Here is a 1528-nt window from a genome sequence, read left to right as displayed (position 1 = left end):
ACTAGCGTTGCATTAAGACTTCTTTCTGCTTTGATTCAGACAAATACAGAACAACGATATAGTATATATAAACCATATTAGTATATATTTTACAGACACACTTTGCTTAAATTTGAAAAAGTTTAGAGGGGATTAAACCCGCACGTTACCCATTTTTTAAAATTTAAGTATTTAGTTCAATACTTCTACAATGATTCGTGGCTTCATCGATTTGTTCGCCTGCTTGGGGGGCCGACCGTTTCGCTTCGTTCGTCCTTTTGAACTCCGTGTGGGCTTTTTGAATAAGGCTTCATGCAGCCTAGTCCATGACCGATCGGCATAGAGTCGAATCAATCGAAGTAACTGCCAAACGGTTTGCTTGCACTCTAGCTTCAGGCGTAGCAACAGGCACAGAGCATAGGATATCAACGCGATATACATCTGGTTCCAGATGGCTTCTGCGGTGTACCCATGAGGCTTCACTAAACGGAGGTGTTGCTTAATCCATTTAAAGAATAGCTCGATTTGCCAACGATGCCGATATACATCTGCAATTTGGTGCACGGATAAATCCATGCGACTTGTCACAAGGCGATATAAACGACCTTGCTGATCCTGAAACTCAATGAGTCGCAACTTCATTTGCTGCCCTGGCAGAGTTACATCCGCATCCCGAATGAAATCTCCCCGCTTGGGAAGAGCCCGTTCCTTGAGGATCGTCAATCGGGTATTATCCTTAACCCGAGCCACAAACTTCATCCCTTGGTCCACCCAGGCTTGAAAATGCTTGTGCACCTGATAGCCCCGGTCCATCACATAGGTCACTTCTTTATCGACCGTAAAGTTTGGGGCAACTTCGTGGTCTGCGACATCTTTGGTTGAGGCGATGATTTTATCTGGAACCATCGTCTTCGCGTCGACGACTAGAAGTGAAGTGTGCATTTTCACGCCGTGATTGGATGCAGAGCAGTAAGCCCATTTGGAAAGAATCGCTGGCAAGGTGATTTGAGTAGAATCCATGATCGCGAGCTTTCCGATCTTAGTCGTGATTCCTGGCTTATTCTCCGTTAGTTGTTGGATTTGTCTCGTTACTTGCATGAAAAGCAGGTGAAGGTTCTCTAGGGGAAGCTTCTTCATTTTCCGCGAGAGTTGGGATGGGCTTATGCTTTCAAGTCCACCAAGTATCGCTTGAAAGTCTTCATTGGCTTCAAGATGCTCGGACATTTCAGCATAAGACTCTCGTTGCTGTAACTGGGCTTCAATGAACAGCAGTAGGGAAGAACCGACAAAAAGCTTGCGAGCACGATAATCCAAAACGCTATCTCGGGAAGAATTAATATTTAACATTTGTAGACATTGACATATGACACTTAAATTTGTACTGTTATCCATAGAAATCTCCTTTTGTTGAGAGGTTGATGGATAACCTTTGGATCAACTCAACATTAGGGGATTTCTTTATTTTTGTACATGAAAACCAGCCTATAATTTGCAAATTTAGTAAATTGTTGATTTGAAATATCGTTTGAAAAGTTAATGCAACGCGAGT

The 1528-nt window shown here is 43.0% G+C and carries 1 protein-coding gene; it reads right to left on the bottom strand.

Annotated elements, in window-relative coordinates:
- Positions 1-171: 171 nt before the first annotated feature.
- Positions 172-1371, bottom strand: a complete 1200-nt coding sequence (locus tag POTG_RS22495; RefSeq protein ID WP_009227155.1) for an IS4 family transposase — start codon at positions 1369-1371, stop codon at positions 172-174.
- Positions 1372-1528: the final 157 nt, after the last annotated feature.

It is taken from the genome of Paenibacillus sp. oral taxon 786 str. D14 (assembly GCF_000159955.1).
Taxonomy (GTDB): Bacteria; Bacillota; Bacilli; order Paenibacillales; family Paenibacillaceae; genus Fontibacillus; species Fontibacillus phoenicis.
This window is presented reverse-complemented; position numbering and strand designations above follow the sequence as displayed.

What these genes read in the sequence shown, in the direction of transcription:
- POTG_RS22495 (WP_009227155.1), bottom strand. Translation starts at nt 1,371, where the DNA reads ATGGATAACAGTACAAATTTAAGTGTCATATGTCAATGTCTACAAATG.